This is a genomic window from Prevotella sp. S7 MS 2, from assembly GCF_000762865.1.
Lineage (GTDB): Bacteria > Bacteroidota > Bacteroidia > Bacteroidales > Bacteroidaceae > Prevotella.
Genome location: NZ_JRPT01000010.1, coordinates 1 through 18,453, shown reverse-complemented (window position 1 = coordinate 18,453; position 18,453 = coordinate 1). Strand labels below are relative to the sequence as shown.

At 46.0% G+C, this 18,453-nt stretch carries 9 protein-coding genes; 3 read left to right on the top strand and 6 right to left on the bottom strand.

The window, feature by feature from the left end; genetic code table 11:
* Window positions 1–1,671 precede the first annotated feature (1,671 nt).
* On the top strand, window positions 1,672–4,365 hold the full coding sequence (locus HMPREF0671_RS02875) for a 4-alpha-glucanotransferase (protein ID WP_036896622.1): 2,694 nt from the start codon (window positions 1,672–1,674) through the stop codon (window positions 4,363–4,365).
* A 30-nt stretch (window positions 4,366–4,395) separates the two neighbouring features.
* Window positions 4,396–6,489: a glycoside hydrolase family 97 protein gene (locus HMPREF0671_RS02870; protein ID WP_036896621.1), complete on the top strand. Its 2,094-nt coding sequence runs from the start codon at window positions 4,396–4,398 to the stop codon at window positions 6,487–6,489.
* 37 nt (window positions 6,490–6,526) lie between these two features.
* Here the strand turns inward: HMPREF0671_RS02870 and HMPREF0671_RS02865 are convergent, their stop codons facing one another.
* The 6 genes from HMPREF0671_RS02865 to HMPREF0671_RS02840 all read right to left on the bottom strand — a co-directional run bounded on the left by HMPREF0671_RS02865 (window position 6,527) and on the right by HMPREF0671_RS02840 (window position 17,226).
* The gene (locus tag HMPREF0671_RS02865) at window positions 6,527–7,099 is read right to left on the bottom strand and encodes a chromate transporter (RefSeq protein ID WP_036896620.1); all 573 of its coding nucleotides are present in this window, start codon (window positions 7,097–7,099) and stop codon (window positions 6,527–6,529) included.
* Complete coding sequence (locus HMPREF0671_RS02860) at window positions 7,100–7,636, bottom strand: chromate transporter (protein WP_036896619.1); 537 nt, start codon at window positions 7,634–7,636, stop codon at window positions 7,100–7,102.
* Between the two features lie 135 nt (window positions 7,637–7,771).
* On the bottom strand, window positions 7,772–11,494 hold the full coding sequence (purL, locus tag HMPREF0671_RS02855; RefSeq protein ID WP_036896618.1) for a phosphoribosylformylglycinamidine synthase: 3,723 nt from the start codon (window positions 11,492–11,494) through the stop codon (window positions 7,772–7,774).
* Window positions 11,495–11,619: 125 nt separating this feature from the next.
* Window positions 11,620–15,459 (bottom strand): TIM-barrel domain-containing protein, encoded by a 3,840-nt coding sequence (locus HMPREF0671_RS02850; protein WP_036896617.1) that lies wholly within the window; start codon window positions 15,457–15,459, stop codon window positions 11,620–11,622.
* A gap of 322 nt (window positions 15,460–15,781) precedes the next feature.
* Window positions 15,782–16,633: an OmpA family protein gene (locus tag HMPREF0671_RS02845; RefSeq protein ID WP_036896616.1), complete on the bottom strand. Its 852-nt coding sequence runs from the start codon at window positions 16,631–16,633 to the stop codon at window positions 15,782–15,784.
* A 134-nt stretch (window positions 16,634–16,767) separates the two neighbouring features.
* Complete coding sequence (locus HMPREF0671_RS02840) at window positions 16,768–17,226, bottom strand: low molecular weight protein-tyrosine-phosphatase (protein WP_036896615.1); 459 nt, start codon at window positions 17,224–17,226, stop codon at window positions 16,768–16,770.
* A 634-nt stretch (window positions 17,227–17,860) separates the two neighbouring features.
* On the opposite strand from HMPREF0671_RS02840, the gene HMPREF0671_RS02835 reads away from it, so the two are divergent.
* Window positions 17,861–18,448 (top strand): calycin-like domain-containing protein, encoded by a 588-nt coding sequence (locus tag HMPREF0671_RS02835; protein ID WP_036896614.1) that lies wholly within the window; start codon window positions 17,861–17,863, stop codon window positions 18,446–18,448.
* Window positions 18,449–18,453 lie beyond the last annotated feature (5 nt).

The following is an 18,453-nucleotide window of genomic DNA, read 5'->3' as shown; positions in this document are numbered from 1 at the left end:
GACGATAGACATGGCAAAGGTACAAATTAAATCTGAGAGACTCACTCCTTTTGGGGGATTATTTTAGGGTCATGGAGCAACTTGCACAATGCTTTTGTTCTTTATAGATTGTTATAACTCTATTATTAAGGTTTCTAATTCGTAGTACAAAGATTGAAAAAAGAAAGAAATAATCTCTTTAATAAGGCGTTTTTTTTCATTGTATAATTCTTTATGGCCTTTTTTACTGACTGGTAAAAAACTCAAATAGATTGATGAGGGTATTAGATAGAATAAAAAAATCGGAAAAGGATTTCTCCCCTCCGACGCGGTGGGCCGCCTTTCGGCTCCACCTCTTCAATTTAACCTTCTTAAATTGACAATCTAAATACCTAAACCTAAATAACTAAAAACCTTAAAAATAGTGTTATACCTGAGTACCAATCTTCTTTCTTACCTTAACTAAACCTACTGTCTTTATAACTTCTCTAATCTAATCTAAACCTATTTAGTATATTCCTTTATAACAATCTTTTTTTACCTTAACTAAACCTATTTGTTTAATCCCTAAACAATCTTTCTTTTCTTACCTTAGAAAACTAATCCTGTTGTCTTTTTGACGTTGCAAAGATACATCGGCTTTTTGAATCGAACAAGAGTTTGTATGTTCTTTAGCATATTTTTAATATCTTTCTTGATGTAAATCAAGGATTGTGCGCGGACACACAATGGTAAAGTTAGGAGTGAGAAGTTAAGAATGAGGAGTCTAATAGGGTGAATAGTGAGGAATGAGGAATGGGTTGTTTTATCTTTACCATGCTTCTACTGCCTCTCTTTATGCTTCATTTTTTTCAATCAAAACTCAAATACTAATCTCCCAACTCGGCTACTTGTCCACTCGTAGCCTTGTTCACTATCAGACTGCAAGGACTCCGCAGTTTTACTGCATAGCCTATTCAGAAATGCTGAAAAGTCGAGGCAGCGATGCTGGGAAGCTGCTGCAACAGCCCACCCCAGCCATTACCTCTCTCGTTTACCGTCGTACCGGCTGAGCCGACAGCGACTACTCGGTCGATGACCGATGGTTCCCCAAAAGGGGAGGGAGATGGTTTTAAGTGGATAAGTAGACGAGATTAGAGTGAGAAGTGATGAATTATGAGTGGTGAGTAGGGGCGAATTGCATTCGCCCAATAGCAGTTTTGCGTTTCGGGGGGTACCTAAAGGCACTCAAATCTCATATCTTTATCACTCCGCCAGCCGTTGTTTCACTCCGGCAAGCGGCTAACACAGAGGGTAGCCACGTTGTGGCTTGCTATTATAGTGATAGGGTAAGAGTAGGAATTGATGAGTTTCCTGCCTGAAAGGCAGTGTTGTCTTTCACTATTTGGGCGAGGGGTTACGGCTCTTGGCAAGGATTTTCCTTCGGACAAGTTGCGTCGCCTTTTACCGTTTAGCCAAAGGTCTATGGTTATTGAAAAGGGTTATCTTTCGGATAGATGGGACGATTTGGGTGAGTGCTATTCGTCTCTAACGTTCCCTCAGCAAAGCTTCTTTCGCTCTTCGAGGAAGGCCGAGATGGGACTTTTGTACCTTTTATTTCATGCCGATGATTCAATTTTTCTATCCAACAGGGTGTACACCTATTTATAAATGATTATCTTTACAGTCAGAAAAGATACTAACCATAGAAGTATGAAGTTAATATTCAATATCGAGTACCATACCGTTTTCGGTGAAGATTTGTTGCTCAACGATGTTGTAACAGGTAAAGACGGTGAGAAAAAGGTATCTCAATATCGTATGTCGACGGTCGATGGACAGCATTGGACGTACCAGATGACGAAGGCGAAGAGTGCACAGAACACGGTTATCAGTTATTTCTATAGCGTGGATTGTGAGGGAGCCAGTCGACGACAGGAGTGGTCGACCGAGATTCACCGGCTAGAACTGAATGCCGTGAAAGGGACAAATTACACTATTTACGACCGATGGCTGGAGATGCCGGAAGACACTTATCTGTATAGTTCGGCTTTCACGGAGTGTGTGAATCGTCGTCGAACAGTCGTACAACAGCCTACAGCATTCAGTAAAACGGTGCGTGTGATGGTGCGAGCTCCGCAATTGCGTGCCCATGAGCGGTTGGCCTTGGTAGGGCGGACGGATGCCTTAGGCTCGTGGAATACGGCAAAAGCTCTGCCCATGTACGAACATGCACGCAACGAGTGGACGATAGATTTGCATGCCGACAGCCTTGTAGGCAATCGCATGGAGTTTAAGTTCGTGGCCGAGGGCGTTGCTGAAGAGCCCCTGTGGGAGGTCGGTTATAACCGTACTATTGAGTTGGCGGATATGAAAGAAGGCGATGTGGCTGTTTATTTGCTCAACCAGTCGTTCTTTGAAATCAGCAACCGACGATTGGCTGGAACCTTAGTTCCCGTGTTCTCGCTACGCTCTAAGGATAGTTTTGGTGTGGGCGATTTCGGAGATTTAAAGAAAATGATAGACTGGGTGAGTGCCACAGGACAGCGTGTGCTGCAGGTGTTGCCCATTAACGATACCACTATTACGCACACGTGGACCGACTCTTATCCTTATAGCTGTATCAGTGTGTTTGCCCTCCATCCGCAATACGCCGATTTTACTCGGTTGCCAAAGCTCAAGAGTGTGAAACTTCGGAAGGCATTTGAAGAGAAACGGAGAGAGTTGAACAGTTTGTCACAGCTGGATTATGAACAGGTAAACGAGGTCAAGACAGCTTATTTGAAAGAGTTGTTTGCCCAAGAGGGTACACAGGTATTGGCATCGGCCGATTTCAAGAAGTTCTTTACCGAGGCCGAACAGTGGCTTGTGCCCTATGCCCGATATTGCCAATTGCGCGACGATTATGGCACTGGTGATTTCTCGCAGTGGCTCGACCATCGCGTATGGGATGAGCATGAGCGCAAACAATTGAGCAATCCTGCCAATCAAGCATTTGCCGGTGTGGCTTTCTATTATTATGTACAGTATATCCTCTATACGCAGATGGTTGGCGTACATGGCTATGCACGTAGCAAAGGCGTTATCTTGAAGGGCGATATACCTATCGGGGTGAGTCGCTACGGTTGTGATGTGTGGATGGAACCACGCTACTTCAATCTCAGCGGACAGGCCGGTGCGCCTCCCGACGACTTCTCCGTAAACGGACAGAATTGGGGATTTCCCACTTACAACTGGGAGGAAATGTTGAAAGACGGATGTGCTTGGTGGAAACGCCGGTTCAGCAATATGCAGCAATTCTTCGATGCTTATCGCATTGATCATGTGTTGGGATTCTTCCGAATATGGGAGATTCCCATTGAGTCGGTGCATGGTTTGCTTGGGCAGTTTGCTCCGGCCATCGGCTTGAATCGCGAAGAAATTGAGGCATACGGCCTTCATTTCCACGAAGAACGGTTCTTACGACCTTATATAACAGACGAGGTGGTTACTCGACTGTTTGGAGAAAGAGGTGCGGAAGTGAAGCAGATGTATTTGAAAGAGTTGCAGAAAGGAGTCTACGAGATGCGCTCTGAATACGATACACAGCGAAAAGTGGAGGCTATCTTTGCCACTCGGACGGGTGAGAGCGACGAGAAATTGCGCGAAGGCCTCTATGCGCTTATCAGCGATGTGCTGTTTGTGCGCGACAGAAAGAATCCCGACTTGTTTCATCCACGTATCTCTGTCCAACACGACTACACTTATAAGGCATTGGATGAAGCTGATCAAATGACATTCAACCGTATTTATGACGACTATTTCTACCGTCGGAACAATCAGTTTTGGTATCGAGAGGCGATGAAGAAGTTGCCCCGGCTGATACAAGCTACGCGTATGATGACGTGCGCCGAAGACTTGGGTATGGTGCCCGATTGTGTGTCTTGGGTGATGAACGAACTCAAAATATTGAGTTTGGAAATACAGAGTATGCCGAAAGAGGCCTTTGTTAGGTTCAGTTATTTAAGTCGGAATCCGTACCGTTCGGTATGTACCATCTCCAGTCACGACATGCCTACGTTGCGACAGTGGTGGGATGAGGATGCTGACCGCACGCAACTGTATTACAATACAATGCTCTATCGTGGTGGAAGTGCACCGCATCCGTTGCCCGGATGGTTGGCACGAGAGATTATAGAGTGCCACTTGGTATGCCCGTCGATGCTTTGCGTGGTGTCAATACAAGACTGGCTGGCTATTGACGAGAAGTTGCGACTGGCCGATGCCAATGCCGAACGTATTAATATTCCGGCCAATCCGCATCATTATTGGCGCTACAGAATGCACGTGAATATAGAAGATCTCACGGCCAATGTAGACTTCATGGAGAATTTGAAAGAGTTAATCAAGAAGAGCGGACGGTATTAATATCCGCTCATAAGGAAAAAGTTGTATTCTATGAAAATGAAGATTGTATTAGCAATGCTGCTACTGCCATTGTTGGCTGTGGCTCAAACGATTACTTCGCCCGATAAGAATATCGTGGTAAAGGTTGGGGTAAACGGCGGTCGCCCTTGTTATGAGATGTCTTATAAAGGGCAAACGGTGGTGCGCCCCTCGTATCTAGGCTTGGAATTGATCAATTATCCTAGTTTGATGGAGCATTTTATGATAGACAAGACAGAGCAGTCTACTTTCGATGAGACATGGAAACCCGTGTGGGGAGAGGTGTCACAGATTCGTAATCACTATAATGAGATGGCCGTAACGCTGCTACAGACCGATACTAAACGGCGACTGGTGATACGCTTCCGTGTGTATGATGATGGCATGGGATTCCGCTATGAATTTCCCAGACAGGAGGGAATGGACAATATCATCGTGAAAGAAGAACACTCGCAGTTTGCCATGACGGGCGACCATACGGCTTATTGGATTCCCGGCGACTACGATACCGACGAATATGAATATCATATTTCTAAGCTTTCGGAGATTCGCGGACTCATGAAGCAAGCCATTACACCGAATGCAACGCAGACACCTATCGGTCCGACAGCGGTTCAGACATCGTTGCAATTGAAGACTGATAAGGAGTTATATATCAATATTCACGAGGCGGCATTGGTGGATTATTCGGCCATGCACTTGGTGTTGGACGATAAGACGATGACCTTTGAATCGTGTTTGACGCCCGACTCGAAAGGCAGAAAAGGCTACTTGCGCTGCCCAGCAACGTCGCCTTGGCGTACGGTGATGGTGAGCGATGATGCACGTAACATCTTGGCTTCTCACTTGATACTGAATTTGAATGAACCATGTAAATTGACTGATACGTCGTGGATTCACCCTGTGAAGTACATGGGAGTGTGGTGGGAGATGATAACGGGCAAGAGTACGTGGAACTATGCTGACTATCAAGCTATCAAACTTGGGGAGACCGACTATACGAAATTAAAGCCTACGGGGCGGCATGCACCCAATAATGTTCGTGTGAAGGAGTATATCGACTTTGCCAGTAAGCATGGATTCTCGCAATTACTGGTCGAAGGCTGGAACCAAGGATGGGAAGATACGTGGCAGAAGCAATATAACTACAGCTTTACGAAGTCGTATCCGGATTTCGACGTGCCTATGTTACAAGCTTATGCCAACGCCCGCGGCATGAAATTAATGATGCATCATGAGACATCTTCGAGTGTAGTGAACTACGAACGGCAGTTGGATGCAGCCTATCAATTTATGAACGACAATGGTTACGACGTAGTAAAGAGTGGCTATGTAGGTAATATCTTCCCGAATGGTGGGCATCATTTCGACCAATGGATGATAGACCATTACCTCTATTGTGTGAAGGAAGCGGCTCGACACCATATTATGGTGAATGCCCATGAGGCTGTCCGGCCGACGGGATTATGCCGTACTTATCCGAATATGATAGGCAATGAGTCGGCTCGTGGAACAGAGTTTCAGGCGTCGGAAGGGTGTACTCTCAAGCATGTGACGATACTTCCGTTCACTCGTTTACAAGGTGGACCGATGGATTATACGCCCGGTATCTTCGAAATGGATGTGAATAAGGTGAATCCGGATAACTATGCGAGGGTCATGGCAACCATCTGTAACCAGTTGGCATTGTACGTAACGCTATACAGTCCGCTACAGATGGCGGCCGATTTACCGGAGAATTACGAAAAACATTTAGATGCATTCAAGTTCATAGAAGATGTGGCGGTGGACTGGGACGATTCACGTTACTTGGAAGCCGAGCCGGGAGAGTATATCACGGTGGCCCGAAAGGCGAAGGGAAGTGAGGAATGGTTTGTAGGTAGTGTGGCTGGGAACCATGCCCATGAATCGAAGTTGAAGTTGGATTTCCTGACTCCCGGCAAGCAATACGAAGCTACGATCTATTGCGATGGGAAGAAGGCTGATTGGAAAACAAATCCTACTGATTATACCATTAAGAAAGTAAAGGTGAATCATAAGAGTTTGTTGAAGCTACGGGCTGTATCGGGTGGCGGTTATGCCATTTCGATAAAGGCTGGGTATTAAACTAATTAGGCTTATTAGATCTATTGTTCTAATAAGCCTAATATAGTAGCATCAATCCCGCAAAAGCGGCATAACCAATCATGTGGATGGGATTGATTTTGATGATTTTTGTTCCTATAAACGATGCTACGAAGAGCATCACACAAATCCAAAACTTCCAAGGATTGGCCGGCGTATAGAAGTTTTCCGGCGTCATGAGCAGTAGAGTGGCAGCAGCAAGGAGTCCTACGACAGCCGGACGCAGCCCCGTGAACACGCTTTGTACGGTCGGTGTGTGCATGTACTTCATGAACATCTTGCTGATAAGAAGCATGATGATGAACGAAGGAAGTACGAGGGCGAAGGTGGCTGTGGCCGAACCTAGACTAGACATAAGCATGCCATAGCCAGCATTATGTACGGCTGTGTAACCGCAATAGGTAGCCGAGTTGATGCCAACCGGTCCCGGTGTCATCTGACTGATGGCTATCACGTTGGTAAATTCGCCCATCGTCATCCAGTGCCATTTGGTTACTACTTGTCCTTGGATGAGTGAAATCATGGCATAACCGCCACCGAATCCAAAGAGACCTATCTCGAAAAACGTGATGAAAAGGAATAGGAAAATCATTTATTCAGTGGTTTTAAGGAATTTACCATAGATATATCCGCCCAGTCCGGCGGCTATGATAATGTAGATAGGGTTCACGTTGAGCAGCCAAATGGCCAATGCGCCGAGAATTGGAATCCAACAATTGGTGAGCGTAATATGCGTACTCTTGGCCAAATTGAAAGTGGGTACCGCTATCAAGGCAACGACTGCAGGACGGATTCCGGCAAACATGGCGGCGATGACAGGATTATCTTGGAATTGATGGAAGAACATCGCGATGAGCAAGATAATCAAGAAAGAGGGGAGAGCTGTCCCGAATGCGGTACAGATAGCTCCTCTGGTCTTGCGCAATTTGTAGCCGATGAAGATGCTGATGTTGATAGCGAAGACGCCGGGACAACTCTGTGCAATGGCTATCAAGTCGAGAAACTCTTCCTTGTTCACCCATTTGTGTCTGTCGACGACGTCGGCTTCAATCATCGGAATCATGGCATAGCCACCGCCAAAGGTGACGAGTCCAATCTTGAAAAATGTCTTGAATAGTGTTGTATACATCAGATGAAAGCCCCACCCCTTCCCTCCCTGTGGAGGGGGAGGGAAACTTTGAAAGGTAAGGGTTTGTTTATTTCATGATCATTTGTAAATGTTTGGCATCCTCTCTCCTCTATGGAGGGGGACAGGAAGAAGCTGTTAGGCTTGTTCTATCCATTTTCTCGCATTAACGAATGCTTCAATCCATGGAGTCACTTCGTCGTTTTTGCGGTCTTCAGGATACCAAGCGTTCTGCCAAGGGAAGATAGCTCGCTCCAAATGAGGCATCATTGCGAGATGGCGACCATCGTTGCTACAGATACCAGCTACGTTGTAATCGGAGCCATTGGGGTTGCCCGGATACTCTGCATAGTTGTATTTGGCAATGATATTGTAGTGGTCTTCGGGTTCAGGCAGATAGAAACGACCTTCTCCGTGAGCCACCCACAGACCCAGTTTAGAACCGCTGAGCGAACCGAACATGACACTCTCGTTCTGTGGAATGGTCAAACCGAGGAATGAACTTTCAAACTTCTTCGACGTATTATGGCAAAGATGTGAGCGGTGTTCGTGCTCAGGATTGATAAGATTGAGTTCGACCATGAGTTGGCAACCGTTACAGATACCTAGTGAAAGGGTGTCTTTGCGAGCATAGAACTTGTCGAGTGCCTCTTTAGCTTTGGGGTTGTAGAGGAACGCGCCGGCCCATCCCTTGGCGCTACCGAGTACATCGGAGTTGGAGAAACCGCCACAGAAGACTATCAAGTTGATGTCTTCGAGGGTCTCGCGACCGCTGATGAGGTCGGTCATCATTACGTCCTTAACATCAAAACCGGCCAAGTACATCGAATAAGCCATCTCGCGTTCGCCGTTCGTTCCTTTTTCTCGGATGATAGCTGCTTTGATTCCTGACGGCTTACGGCGGTCAGCATTGAGGCCGTATTGAGCCAATGTGCCTTGGAAGTTGGCCGGGAATCGCACCTCAACAGGCTGTTTCTTGTAGTTGGTATAGCGTTTCTTAGCCATTCCGTTCATGCTTTGTTTGCGGTCGAGGAGGTAAGATGTCTTGTACCAAGTGTCGCGTAGGGCATCTATATCGAATGTATGTTCCCACTCATTCTTCTTCACTACAAGTGTACGTTCGTTGGGTGTGGGGTATCCAATCTTCGCAAATGCCACGCCCATGTCGTCCATAAAGGCCATGAAGTCGGCTTTATGCTCGTCTGAAACCTGAATCACGACACCGGGATTCTCGGCAAACAAGTTCTTCACTACGTCGTCACCGCCTAGATTATAGAGGTTGATACGCATACCACCATGGGTATTTGCGAATGTCATTTCAAGCAAAGTAGTAATCAAACCACCTGCAGAGATGTCGTGACCTGCCATAATCCAGCCACGACGAATGAGTTCTTGGATGGCATTGAAGCAGTCGGTGAAGTACTCAGTGTTTTTGACTGTGGGCACATCATCGCCTATCTTGTTGAGGCTTTGAGCAAAGGCGCTACCACCAAGTCGTTGTTCGTCGAAGCTGAAGTCGACGTGATAGAGGCTTGAATTCTTGTCGTTAACCAGCACAGGACTTACCACTTTGCGTATATCGCTGACTTCTCCGCCACTGGAAACGATGACAGTACCCGGTGAGATAATCTTTTCGCCGTTGGGATATTGCTGTGTTAGCGAGAGGGAATCCTTCCCGGTAGGTACATTAATATGCAGTTCGCAGCAGAAATTGCTTAATGCTTTCACGGCAGAATAGAGTCGCGCGTCTTCTCCTTCTTGCGAACGACAAGGCCACATCCAGTTAGCTGACAGGCTCAAACTATCCATTCCATCGGCTAATGGTGCCCAAACAATGTTGGTAAGCGATTCAGCCACGGCCAATATACTGCCTGCTTCGGGATTGGCCAAGCCTGCTTGAGGGGCGTGTCCCAATGCGGTTGCGATACCTTTTTGGCCACGATAGTCGAGCGCTACGACTCCACAATCGGACAAAGGTAATTGTATTTGACCTTGACATTGCTGTCGTGCAATCTTTCCTGTGACCGAACGGTCTACCTTATTGGTCAACCAGTCCTTGCAAGCAACGGCTTCTAGCTGTAGTACACGGTTCAGATAGTCGTCGATGTGGTCTGCTTTATCATATTCTACGTTGCTGTAGTGGCGCTCCTTGGTGCTATCTTTCATGATAGTCTTGGGTGAATGACCGAACATTTGAGCCACATCGAGGTCGAAAGGCTTTACTCCGTCGCCCTGTTTGAAGGAGAAGTGAGCATCGCCGGTGGTCTCTCCGACAACGTACATCGGTGCACGTTCGCGCTCAGCAATCTTCTGTACGTGTTCCAAATGAGCCTCGTCGATGAGCAATCCCATGCGCTCTTGGCTCTCATTGGCAATGATTTCCTTTGCACTCAGTGTCTTGTCTCCGATGGGAAGTTTGGTCATATCAATCTCTCCACCGCACTCTTCTACAAGCTCAGATAAGCAGTTTAAGTGACCGGCAGAGCCGTGGTCGTGGATACTAACCACTGGGTTGGTATCTTCTTCTACCAATGCACGCACTAGATTATAGGCACGTTTCTGCATCTCCGGGTTCGCACGCTGCACGGCATTCAGCTCAATACCATTGCTGTAACGGCCGGTGTCAACCGACGATACCGAGCCTCCACCGAGCCCGATACGGTAGTTATCGCCACCAACCACAACTACCTTGTTGCCCGGTTGTGGCTCTCTCTTCAGACAGTCGCGCTTCTTTCCGTAGCCCACACCGCCTGCCAACATAATCACTTTATCGTATGCATACTTCTCATTATTCTCTTGATGCTCGAACGTTAAGAGCGATCCGGTAATCAAAGGTTGACCGAATTTATTACCAAAATCGCTTGCTCCGTTACTCGCTTTAATCAAGATTTGCTCTGGAGTCTGGTACAACCACTGTCTAACAGGGAGTATATCTTCCCAGTCGCGTTGCACTTCAGCTTGTCCATTGTCGTCCTTCAAGCGTGGATAAGCAGTCATGTAGACGGCTGTTCCTGCAATAGGCCATGAGCCGGTACCGCCTCCCATACGGTCTCGAATTTCTCCTCCGGTACCTGTAGCAGCACCGTTGAAAGGTTCTACTGTGGTGGGGAAGTTGTGTGTTTCGGCCTTTAATGAGATGACACTCTCTATATCCGATACGCGGAAATAGTCGCTTGTAGACTGGTCGGCAGGTGCAAACTGCTCAATGGTAGGGCCTTGTGAGAAGGCTACATTATCTTTATAAGCTGATAGAATCTTGTTCGGATTTTCCTGCGTGGTCTTCTTAATCATGGCAAAGAGCGACGATTCCATCTCTTTCCCGTCGATAATGAAAGTTCCACCGAATATCTTATGACGGCAATGCTCGGAATTTATCTGTGCAAAACCGAATATTTCAGAGTCTGTAAGAGGACGTCCATTCTGCTTCTCAATCGTGTGTAGATATTCCATCTCCTCTTTTGAGAGCGCCAGACCTTCGCTTTCGTTGAATGCTTCGAGGTCTTCTACTCGCTTGATAGGCTCCGGTTGATGGCTCACAGTGAACACATCCTGCCCGATTCCCTTGTACATGCGCTGCAACATAGGGTCGTGTTCGGCCTCTTCTGTATCTACAGGGAAGTATTCCTCAATACGCGAAATGCCGTTAAGACTCATATTCTGGGTAATCTCAACGGCATTCGTACTCCAAGGGGTAATCATTTCACGGCGCGGTCCGACAAAGAAACCGTCCAAATGTTGGGTTTCTACCAAACTGGCATCGCCATAGAGCCAGCACAGTGCATCTACTTCGCCTTGAGAAGGTTGGTGGTCTATCTCTGTGGCGATTACACTCTTAGAAGGAGTTCTGAAAAAAAGAATCATACTATCAGTATATTATATATAGGTGATTTATTCTAGTTGCAAAGATAGTTGAAAATAAGAGGAATACAAAGGAAAATCAATTTTCTTTCCTTTGTATTCCTCAAATGATACTTGCGACGTTGCTATTATTTCTTGATTTCAAATGGCTTGCAGTCCAACGATGTTGAGACAAGCATGCCACCAACTTTGGTTGTCATTGGTTTTATGTTGCGTAAAGCCTTGAAGTGGATGACGAACAGCTCCTGACTACCGCTCAAAATGGCTTGGTCTCCAATGTTGACGAAGGTGGGGTAGAGCACTTTCTCGCCATTCTTATGCAGTCTGTCATTGGTCATGTTCATCATATTCTTGACTGCCAACGGCTCTATCTTCATAAACTTCAGCTCGGCTTCGTTGTAAGGGAAGTTCAGCCCGATGGCATTCACAGCCTTCAAATCCTTACCCGATACCACGATTTTCACATCATCATCGGTACTATAGGTGGCTTTGTCGAACGCTATGGATACGCTTCCGTCCACCTTTTCACTGCTTGCGCGGGCTCCGCCGTCAAGTTTGGTAGCTACTTCGGATATGTCTTGCGCATCGATGAGACCGTTACTGTTTAGGTCTCCCTTGCTGATGTAGCCTTCGAAGTCGGAGTCTCCCTTGCGTAATCCAGTGTAGTTGAGGTAAGATGTGAGGTCGTTGCTGTCTATCTTGCCATCTTGGTTTAAGTCTCCGGGGATATAGGTTTTGGTTCCCGGGACCTTGAATACGTAGATTTCACGGCCGGACAGGTATTTGTTTACAGCCTCGTTGATGACGAATTTCACATAGCGTACTTCCGGATTGTTGGCAAAAACTATTTCTTTGGTTTTCTCATCATTAGCCCAATTGAATGCAATTGGTTCGCTCCATGTCTTCTCATCGGCACTTACCGATACATTTCCCTTGAGGAATCGGCCAGAGATACCACCGTCGCGGGGCAGATACTGTAGCTTGTCGAGGGTGTTGGTACTATGTAGGTCGATGACCAGTTCAAACGGTTTGCCGTTCTTATCCATGTAATCAAACCAGATATCGCCCTTGTCTGAGAAGTCGAAAAGACGTGAAACCTCGTGGTCTTCAGCCGATGTTCCGCTTGATGTCTTACCTGTCAGTCCATGGATAGCAAACTCCAACGGGTTGGATTTTGTTGTTGCTTGGAAGGTAGTCCAGTCTGATACACCGTCTTTGTTCACCGCTCTTACCTTGAAGTTATATTGGGTGAGTGGCTTCAAATCGCTGAAAAGCAATTGCGGTTCACGGATGGTAGAGTAGGTCATACCATCGTATTCCACTTCATAGTAGTCGGCATTAGGCACTGCTTTCCATGTCGGTGTCAGCGTATAGGCTGTTGTGTTAGCCTCTGTTACGGCAACATCGACCGGTGCTTGCAATGCTCCGGTCTTTTGAGCGAGTAGGTTGGGGCGATCATAGGTGTAGCCTTTCATGAGCAATGCTACGGTATTGTCGGCCGTATTCACGCTTTCTATCTTCACCCACATCTGTGGATTGCGCCCTTTGGTGTGCTTAGCAAGCGCGTCGTCTTTCAATCCGAAATCTGCTAAGGTGGGAGCCTCGTTCATCCAATAAGCATTCTTGGCTGCGTCGAAATCGGCTTTTGAATGCACGGCTTGCAACTTCACAGTCTGCTTCCCATCCTTGCCGATGAATGCTTTGACGGCTTTTGGTTCCGCTGTCAGATTTACTACGAAGATGGTTTGTTTGTCTTTTTGTTGCCCTTTGAACTCTCCTTTGGTGGGATTCACCGTTACTTTTAGTTCTCCCTTGCCCGAAAGTTGCGATTCTATGAGTGTGGTGGCACCTTCGCCGTGCCTATATGCCTCGGTCGTTCCGTCGTCATCGTATAGAGTAAACGATGTCTTGCCTTCGGGATAGAGGCTTATTATGCGCAACTGCTTGTCTATCTCCGAGGGGTTATTGCTTGTCATTGTCATGGGGATGATGGCTCCTGCCTTCACAAACACAGGTAACTTCCATAGTGGTGCATCGAAGTTGTTAAGCAATTTTCCTCCCTCGTACACATCACCGGTGAAGTAATCTATCCATTTACCCTTTGGAAGATAGATACCATTGCGCATGTCGGTGCCCTCTTTGTCGGCTTTGGTAGCTTGGTAGATAGGTGCTACGAGCAGCGATGGTCCATACATATATTGATATTGTGTCATGCTTCCGAGCGTGAAAGCATTTTCGTCGTCGAGGAACATGGCACGCATGATGGGCTTACCTGTTACTGCTTCATGACTGATGGTGTAGGTATAGGGGAGTAATGCCGACTTCAACTTCAGGTAATAGCGGTTGAGCGCTATGGCTGTATCGCCCAATGCTTGCGGATATTTGGGGTTAGAGCCCCATCCATCCATGTTCAACTGCATGGGTGTAAAGGTCTTCCATTGGAAATCGCGTACGTTGACGGCTAAGTCTTTACCACCAAAGATACCGTCCATATCGGAGGTAATGTTGGGCATACCCGACAATCCTGCACCGATATAAGTGGGAATATGGAAGCGTATATACTCCCATTTACCACCTGTTTGGTCGCCCGACCACACTCCGGCATAGCGTTGTGTGCCGGCCCAACCGTCGAGTGTGATGATGAACGGACGTGCATTGTTGCCATAGTAAGGCATAATCTGCCCCACATCGGTGACACCGTTAAGACCGAACGAATAGCCGTCGCCCACCCAAGCAACATCGGTCTTGAGCACGCGAACGCCTGCATCGCGCACCTCTTTGACGATGTCGCGCTGCAAGAGAGCGCTTACTTTCGGGTCGGGATGCAATTGCGACTGTGTCCAAAGGCCTATCTCGACGCCATTTTTGCGTGCATAGTCTCCAAATTGGCGTAAGTTGGCGATGTTACCATCAAGTGTTTCTGTCTGTCCGTAGCCTGCACCGTACCCGTCATTGGGTAGAATCCATCCTAAGGGCATATCATATTTCTTGTAGCGGTCTATCACTGCGCGAGCCGAGAATTGGTAGTTGTTCAGCTCACCATTCAGACTTTCTTTGATGCCTCCATTGTCTTTTTGGCTCTCGGTATAGTATTTCCCATCTTCAAAGAGGATACCTTTCTTCTTATCGGTGGTCTCTTTCCAGAAGTCGCGATTGTAGGCATTGAGGTGCCCTTCGTAGAATGCGAACTTAGGGAGCAACACCGGGTAGCCCGTAAGTTGGTAATAATCGTCTAAAAGGGCTGTGGGTTTGTCGTCTACCATCACGAATAGATCGAGATAATTGGCATCGTGCGATATGGAGACCTCATCTTTCTTTTTTGAACCGAAATCATATAGTCCCGGAGCAAAGGTGTAGCACATCACGCCGTAGCCACCTGTCGACCAATAGAAAGGGGCAGGTGAAGCCACGCCACCGTCTGTCCAACTGTTGGTATTGACGATTTCAATCTGCTGCCCACGATGAGAGAAACGTCCATTCTGCACACCACCGCCGTAGAAATATTCGTTGGGCTTTCCTTTCAATGTCATGATGTACTTGCTATGTTTGAAGTCTACGGGTGCAGCTTGTTCCATAACAATGTTGTTTTTAGCCAAGTCGGTTACTTTAAGTAAGCCGGTCTGCTTGTCAACACGGACACTTACACGATTGGTAGAGATGGTGAATGCATCGTTTTGGGTCGCAATGCTGAGAGGCTTGATATTCTTTCGTGCGTTCGACACGAGTATTTGAGCAGGTGGGTTGGCTTCCGGTGCACGGAGAATCCCACCGTGATTGTCTTGAAACAGGCGGAAAATGTTATCGGAATAAAAGTCTACGGTCATTCGCTCGCCACTGGTATAGATGATTTCGGCAGTCGTAGGATTAAGCAGCGTGACCGTTTTTACGTCTGTGTTGACTTGGGTTGAGGCCGATAGTGTACCGGCTGAGGCCAGCAACAGTGAGATGGAAAGTAACAGTTTTTTCATGACTAGGTGTTAGTTCTATAATTGATAGGTGTTTGACAAATGGATAGTCGGTAAAATATTAGTTGTATATCGACTTGTATGGTACAATCAATGAGGGGCAAACCTCACTGTGCTTACCGAACGCAAAGTTATAGAAAAAATCTTGGGCGTGATGGAATTTCGTAAAATATTTGGTGGAATGACTCTTTATTCATACGCAAAACCGGAGACCATCTTTGCTTTTGCTCGACAGTCTCCGGCTATGAATGGGTAGCTTCTTAGGCTATTTTAGATTATTCTTAGTGTTATTGCTTCTACCAAGCACTCTTTTTTACTCTCCTTGTTACTCTTTCTCCGGTGCCTTATCAATCAAGTCCATGAATTGATCGAGCTTCGGAGTGATGATAATCTGGGTGCGACGATTGCGCTGTTTGCCCAACTCTGTATCGTTACTTGCCACAGGATTGTATTCGCCACGGCCACCAGCGGTGAGACGCTTAGGCTGAACTCCGTAGTGGTTTTGCAGATATTGCACCACCGAAGAGGCGCGCAAGGCACTCAAGTCCCAGTTGTTGCGGATGTTTTTCATCTGTGGAGAATCGGTATTTACAGGCACATTGTCGGTGTTACCCTCAATCAATACGTCGTAATCCTTGTAGTCCATGATGATTTTAGCAATCTTACTGAGTGTCTCAGCAGCGCGGTCGTTGATTTCGTAGCTACCACTCTTGTAGAGCATGTTGTCGGCCAAAGAGATGTATACCACACCTTTCAGTACCTGTACGTCAACCTCTTTCAGCTCTTCCTTGCTCAGTGAGCGAGTCAAATTGTTGGTCAACACCATGTTCAACGAGTCGCTCTTGCTCTTCACCTCTACCAAGTGACGGATGTATTGATTACTTTCGTTGATTTGGTCTACCAATTTTGAGATGTTGATATTGTTAGAGTTGGCATTGGTCAAACTTTTGTCGAGTGATGATTGCAGGTCGGCATTCGCTTTACGTTGTTGGTTTAGTTGGTCTTGCAATGTACTGACGCGTGCATTTGCAGCTGCCAATTGTTCCTTTGTATTCTGATAATTGGTTGTAAGTTCGCGATTCTCGTTCTGACAATTTAGCAATTCCTTTTTGCTGGCACAGCTAGTTACCAACAGTCCGGCAGCAAACATCATAAGTATTAATCCGTTCTTTTTCATAATCTATCTAAGTTTTAGTTGTTTATAGTGTACAAATATATTACTTACTCTTGCAATGTGGGGGAAACATCGGTGGCTTTTAGATTCTTTTAACCTGAAAGCACTGGTTTTTAAACTATTAGACAAATCGTTGCTTATAATTCTTCTAGTAGATGTGAGCAAGCATCTTCTATTAAGTCGAGTGCATAATCGAAGTCGTCCATTGTCCCATAATAAGGATCGGGAATAGTGGCGGATTGATGCTCACGTAGGCAGTCGGCCAACATCTCTACCTTATTCTTATCAGCATCGGTGCGTGCCATTTGGGTGATGATACGATAGTTCTCGTTGTCCATCACATAGATATGGTCGAACCGAGAGAAGTCGGATGTTTGGAATTGGCGTGCTTTGTGGTCGAATTGATAGCCTCGTTTCATACCGGTCTGGCGCATGCGAGCGTCGGGCAGTTGCCCAATATGCCAGTCGCCAATGCCGGCAGAGTCAATCAAAATATCTTTCTCACGTTTCGCTTCTTTCACCAAATGAGTCATCACTCCATCGGCTGCGGGGCTTCGACAAATGTTGCCGAGACAGATAAACAGTATCTTCTTCATATTCGCAAAGATACAAAAAAGTTCTGGAATCACCTCTTTTTGGCAGCTTGGCATACTAGAAATAGTTCACTAGTCTATCTATTTTATTGTAAGATATGCGAAGATATGAAACAATATGGAATTATGTTAAAAACAAGTATAAGTACCAAAAAGTGGCGAAATCCCACGTTATTCATATGAAAAATGTGTAATCTCGCCATTTTTCCATACGTATCGTCTTGCGATGAGGATTTTTTCTCTTCTTCATATAGCCCGTGTTTATTGCCGATATAATACTTTTATTCCATGGTTTCATAATCCATGAATTTATAAACTTACAAATTTGCAACGCAATTCATAGGCTTATAAACCTCAAAACTCATAAACTAAAACTGCTGCAGCGGCTTGACAATCTTGCTGCCTAGCCTTTTCAGCGTTCTTGGGAAGTCCATGCAGCAATGCTGAATGCTCGTTGCAGTTATTTGAGTTTGTGAGTTCTTGAGGCTATGAGTTTTGAGTTAGGAATGAAAAGTGAGGAGTTATGAGCTAGGAATGATAAGTTGTTAAACTTGTATGTCATAATATTTTGTCCTAAAAAATATTTGATTGATTTCTTTTTCTGCATCTTTGCGCTATTAACTAACTCAAATTCAGTATGAAAAGAACTTTACTTTGTGCGCTGGCATTCTACATTTCATTGATTTGCAGTGCCCAAATTGATGTGTCACCTATTTTTGGAGAGTATACTGGAAAGATAGAACTAGACGTTTCTCCATTGCCAAAGAAGGTGAATTACGTTATTTCTAAGGGTGCGAGTGAGGGTACTATCAAGTTGGTACTCAAGAGCTATGAAGTAGGAGGAAGTCCCTATGGGGATATTACACTTGATAAAGTTCCAGTTACTCAAAGTGCAAGTGGTTTCGTTTTTGGTAAGTTGGAAGGAGTTCCTTGCTATACGACAGTTACAAGAAGAGGACAGAAACTTGATGCAAACCTAACTTTATCGCTCGAAGGAGAGACGAATGGGGTAAAAGGAGACGAATTGACTGTGGGCTTAAAGATTTCACAGGGGAAAGATGTACATACTAAATTCGTTGGCAAAAAAGTGGCAACAAGTATTACAACGATACAAGGTGGTAATAAGAAAGCAGATGTGTATTACCACATCAACGGCAGTAGGGTTGTAAAACCCACGAAGCGTGGTGTCTATATCATCAATGGTAAGAAGGTATTGAAGCCGTAATAAAG